3 protein-coding genes are annotated in these 5,281 nt (G+C 72.3%); all 3 read right to left on the bottom strand.

What is annotated here, in order from left to right:
- Nucleotides 1-164: 164 nt before the first annotated feature.
- The 3 genes from ACFVIM_RS32455 to ACFVIM_RS32445 all read right to left on the bottom strand — a co-directional run bounded on the left by ACFVIM_RS32455 (nt 165) and on the right by ACFVIM_RS32445 (nt 5,265).
- On the bottom strand, nt 165-2,294 hold the full coding sequence (locus tag ACFVIM_RS32455; protein ID WP_384309150.1) for a 3-hydroxyacyl-CoA dehydrogenase NAD-binding domain-containing protein: 2,130 nt from the start codon (nt 2,292-2,294) through the stop codon (nt 165-167).
- The gene (locus tag ACFVIM_RS32450) at nt 2,291-3,511 is read right to left on the bottom strand and encodes a thiolase family protein (protein ID WP_384309147.1); all 1,221 of its coding nucleotides are present in this window, start codon (nt 3,509-3,511) and stop codon (nt 2,291-2,293) included. The genes ACFVIM_RS32455 and ACFVIM_RS32450 overlap by 4 nt, the downstream gene beginning before the upstream one ends.
- A gap of 470 nt (nt 3,512-3,981) precedes the next feature.
- Nucleotides 3,982-5,265, bottom strand: a complete 1,284-nt coding sequence (locus ACFVIM_RS32445) for an HRDC domain-containing protein (protein WP_384309144.1) — start codon at nt 5,263-5,265, stop codon at nt 3,982-3,984.
- Nucleotides 5,266-5,281 lie beyond the last annotated feature (16 nt).

Below are 5,281 nucleotides of genomic sequence, written 5' to 3'. Positions count from 1 at the left end.
CCTCCGGGTGACGCGGGACGGGGCTGTCGCCGTACCCGTGCCCGTACGCGTACGGGAGGTTCCGGCCCGTACCGACGACCGGAGCCCGCACCGGCCACGCGCATGGCGAAGGCCCGCCCCGGACCGGGACGGGCCTGTCCTGCCGTGCCGTACGGGTCGTCCGGTTACGCCGGGACGCTCGCCACGCCCGGGGCCAGGAAGGGCTTGCCGTTGACCCGCTCCGAGACGCCCTCGCGGTCCAGATACGGGGTGATCCCGCCCAGGTGGAACGGCCAGCCCGCGCCCGTGATCAGGCACAGGTCGATGTCCTGCGCCGCGGCGACGACGCCCTCGTCCAGCATCAGCCCGATCTCACCCGCCACGGCCTCCAGCACCCGGGCGCGGACCTGCTCCTCCGTCAGCACCGTGTCGCCCTGCCGCAGCAGCGCCGCGACCTCGGGGTCCAGCTCGGGCCTGCCCGAGTCGTAGACGTAGAAGCCGCGCTTGCCCGCCGCGACGACGGCCTTGAGGTTGGGGGAGACGGTGAAGCGGTCCGGGAAGGCCCGGTTGAGGGTCTCCGAGACATGCAGCCCGATCGCCGGACCCACCAGCTCCAGCAGCACCAGCGGTGACATCGGCAGCCCCAGCGGCTCCACGGCCCGCTCGGCGACCCCGACCGGGGTGCCCTCGTCGATGACGTTCTGGATCTCGCCCATGAAACGGGTCAGGATCCGGTTGACCACGAACGCCGGGGCGTCCTTGACCAGCACCGCCGTCTTCTTCAACTGCTTGGCCACGGCGAACGCGGTCGCCAGCGAGGCGTCGTCGGTGCGCTCGCCCCGGACGATCTCCAGCAGCGGCAGCACGGCCACCGGGTTGAAGAAGTGGAAGCCCACCACCCGCTCGGGGTGCTTGAGCTGGGAGGCCATCTCGGAGACCGAGAGCGAGGAGGTGTTGGTGGCGAGGATCGCGTGCGCCGGGGCGACGGCCTCCACCTCCGCGAACACCCGCTGCTTGACACCCAGCTCCTCGAAGACGGCCTCGATCACGAAGTCCGCGTCCGCGAAGCCCTCGGCCTTGTCCAGGACACCGGTGACCAGGCCCTTGAGCCGGTTGGCCTGGTCCTGGTTGACCCGGCCCTTGCCGAGCAGCTTGTCGATCTCGGAGTGGACATAGCCCACGCCCTTGTCGATCCGCTCCTGGTCGATGTCGGTCAGCACCACCGGCACCTGGAGGCGGCGTACGAAGAGCAGCGCGAGCTGGGAGGCCATCAGACCGGCGCCGACGACACCGACCTTGGTGACCGGGCGGGCCAGCGCGCGGTCCGGGGCGCCCGCCGGACGCTTGCCGCGCTTCTGCACCAGGTTGAAGGCGTAGATACCGCTGCGCAGCTCCCCGCCCATGGCCAGGTCGGCGAGGGCCTGGTCCTCGGCGTCGAAACCGGCCTGGAGGTCACCGTCCTTGACGGCGGCGATGATGTCCAGCGCGCGGTAGGCGGCCGGGGCCGCGCCGTGCACCTTGCCGTCGGCGATGGCCCGGCCGTGCGCGACGGCGGCGTCCCACGCCTCGCCCCGGTCCAGCTCGGGCCGGGCCACGACGGTCTCGCCGCTGAGCACCGAGGCGGTCCACACCAGCGACCGCTCCAGGAAGTCGGCGCCGTCGAAGAGGGCGTCCGCGATGCCCAGCTCGAACACCTGGGCGCCCTTGAGCTGACGGTTCTGGTTGAGGGAGTTCTCGATGATGACCGAGATGGCCTTCTGGGGGCCGATCAGGTTGGACAGCAGCGCGCAGCCGCCCCAGCCGGGCACCAGACCGAGGAAGACCTCGGGCAGCGAGAAGGCGGGGATCGCCCGGGAGACCGTGCGGTACGTACAGTGCAGGCCGACCTCGACCCCGCCGCCCATCGCGGCGCCGTTGTAGTACGCGAACGTCGGCACCGCGAGCGAGGAGAGCCGCTTGAAGACGTCGTGGCCGCCCTTGCCGACGGCCAGCGCCTGCTCGTGGGAGCTGACCAGCTCCATGCCCTTGAGGTCGGCGCCGACGGCGAAGATGAACGGCTTGCCGGTCAGCCCGACGCCCGTGATGGCACCCTCGGCGGCCTCCCGCTCGACCTGGTCGAGCGCGGCGTCGAGGTTGGCCAGCGACTGGGGGCCGAAGGTGGTGGGCTTGGTGTGGTCGAGTCCGTTGTCCAGCGTGATCAGGGCGAACCGCCCGGCGCCCGCGGGCAGGTCGAGATGGCGGACATGCGCCTGGGTGACGACCTCGTCGGGGAAGAGTTCGGCCGCCCGCTTGAGGAGTTCTGCGGTGGTGCTCACTTGGTGCCTCCGTCGAAGTGCGGGTTCTCCCAGATGACCGTGGCGCCCATGCCGAAGCCGACGCACATGGTGGTCACGCCGTAGCGGACCTGCGGCTGCTCCTCGAACTGGCGCGAGAGCTGCGTCATCAGCCGGATGCCGGAGGAGGCCAGCGGGTGGCCGAAGGCGATGGCGCCGCCGTACTGGTTGACGCGCGCGTCGTCGTCGGCGATGCCGTAGTGCTCCAGGAAGGCGAGCACCTGGACGGCGAACGCCTCGTTGATCTCGAAGAGCCCGATGTCATCGATGGTCAGCCCGGCCTTGGCCAGCGCCTTCTCGGTGGCCGGGATCGGCCCGTACCCCATGACCTCCGGCTCGACGCCGACGTACGCGTACGACACCAGCCGCATCCCGACCGGCAGCCCGTGCGCACGGGCGAACTCCTCGGAGGTGACCAGGGCGGCGGTGGCGCCGTCGTTGAGCCCGGCCGCGTTGCCCGCCGTGACCCGGCCATGGGGCCGGAACGGGGTCTTCAGCCCGGCCAGGTTCTCCAGCGTGGTGCCCGGACGCATCGGCTCGTCCTGGGTGGCCAGACCCCAGCCGGTCTCCCCGGCCTCGGGCGTGGTGCGGCGGATCGAGATCGGCACCAGGTCCCGCTGGATGGAGCCGTTGGCGTACGCCTTGGCGGCCTTCTCCTGGGAGCGCACCGCGTACGCGTCGGCGCGTTCCTTGGTGATCGAGGGGTAGCGGTCATGGAGGTTCTCGGCGGTCATGCCCATGAAGAGGGCCGACTCGTCCACGAGCTTCTCGCTGACGAAGCGGGGGTGGGGGTCGACGCCCTCGCCCATGGGGTGACGGCCCATGTGCTCGACACCGCCCGCGATGACCGCGTCGTACGCGCCGAAGGCGATGGACCCGGCCGTCGTGGTGACGGCGGTCATCGCGCCCGCGCACATGCGGTCGACGGAGTAGCCGGGCACCGACTGCGGCAGCCCGGCGAGGATCCCCGCCGTGCGCCCGAGCGTCAGGCCCTGGTCGCCGATCTGCGTGGTCGCGGCGATGGCGACCTCGTCGACGAGCGCGGGGTCGAGCCCCGGGTTGCGCCGCAGCAGCTCCCGGATGGACTTGACGACCAGGTCGTCGGCCCGGGTCTCGTGGTAGATGCCCTTCGGGCCCGCCTTGCCGAACGGGGTGCGGACGCCGTCGACAAAGACGACATCCCTGACGGTACGAGGCACGATGGCTTCTCCTCCAGGGTGCGGGGTGTGCACTGCTGCGGGGCGAGCGCAGGCGGCTAAGCGTGCGCTTGCCCACATGCTACTTATCGGTAACCAGTGTGCACACCCTTCCGTGACCGAGCGGTGAACGTCACATGGCGGGGTGGCCGAAACCTTTCCCTTTCGACGCTTTCGCGGACCGCCGGCGCCTTCCATGACCCGTCGGCGCCCTCGCCGACCGCCGGCCTCTTCCGCGGTGGCCCGCCGGCGCCTTCCGCGGACTGCCCGGTGCCTGCGACGGGCCGTCGGCGCCCGCTACGGAAAGGAGCGGGGCGCCCGGGTCGGGTGCCCCGCTCCTGTCGCGGGTGGTGCGGGTGGTGCGGGTCCTGGTCAGTCGCACGGTGTGCGGTGCGGCCGGTCACGCGGTGCTCACGCGCCCGGTCGCGGGGTGCCTCACGCGCCCGGTCACGGGGTCCGGGCGAGAGTCCTCGTCACGCGCTCTGGATGAGCGCCTTCGCCAGGACCGGCGCGACCAGCTCGGTCTGCCAGGGCCGCGCGCCCAGGGCGGTCAGCGCCTCGGCCACGCCCTCGGACGTCGGATCCGACGGGGGCTCCCAGCAGATCCGGCGGACCGTGTCCGGGGCGATCAGGTTCTCCTGCGGCAGATTGAGCCGCTCGGCCAGCTCCGATACGCCCGTCCGCGCGGCGGAGAGCCGGGCGGCGGCGGCCGGGTCCTTGTCGGCCCAGGCCCGGGGCGGCGGCGGGCCGTTCAGCGGCTGGCCCGGCTGGGGCAGCTCCGCCTCGGAGAGCGCCCTGGCCCGGTCCACCGCCGCCTGCCACTGTTCGAGCTGGCGGCGGTTGATCCGGTGGCCGAAACCCGACAGTGAGCCGAGCGCCTGCGCGTTCGGCGGCAGCGCCAGCGCCGCCTCGATGATCGCGCCATCGCTCAGCACCTTGCCGGGGGAGACATCACGCCGCTGCGCGATCCGGTCCCGCGCGGTCCACAGCTCCCGTACCACCGCCATCTGACGGCGGCGGCGCACCTTGTGCATCCCGGACGTGCGGCGCCAGGGGTCCTTGCGCGGCGGCGCGGGCGGCGCGGAGGCGATGGCGTCGAACTCCTGCCGGGCCCACTCCAGCTTCCCCTGCCGGTCCAGCTCCTTCTCCAGCGCGTCCCGCAGATCGACCAGCAGCTCCACATCGAGGGTCGCGTACCGCAGCCAGGGCTCGGGGAGCGGGCGGGTGGACCAGTCGACGGCCGAGTGGCCCTTCTCCAGCGCGTACCCGAGGACGGACTCCACCATCGCGCCGAGACCCACCCGGGGGAAACCGGCGAGCCGCCCGGCCAGCTCGGTGTCGAAGAGCCGGGTCGGAATCATGCCTATCTCACGGAGGCAGGGCAGGTCCTGGGTGGCCGCGTGCAGGATCCACTCCGTGTCGGAGAGGGCCTCGCCGAGCCCGGAGAGATCGGGGCAGCCGATCGGGTCGATCAGGGCGCTCCCGGCGCCCTCGCGGCGCATCTGCACCAGATAGGCCCGCTGGCCGTAGCGGTATCCGGAGGCGCGCTCGGCGTCCAGCGCCACCGGCCCGGTACCGGCCGCGAACGCGGCGATCACCCGGGCCAGCGCCTCGGCGTCGGCGACCACCGGTGGAATTCCCTCACGGGGCTCCAACAGGGGGGTCGGAGCCTCCATGGCTGCGACGCCGTCGTCCGGGGGAGCGCCCCCGGCGGTTCGCAGTGCGGTCTCTGCTGCGGTGTCTTGGGCGTCGGTCACGTGTCAAGGGTATCCG

The sequence above is a fragment of the Streptomyces sp. NPDC057638 genome (genome assembly GCF_042800315.1).
Classification (GTDB): Bacteria; Actinomycetota; Actinomycetes; order Streptomycetales; family Streptomycetaceae; genus Streptomyces.
This window is presented reverse-complemented; position numbering and strand designations above follow the sequence as displayed.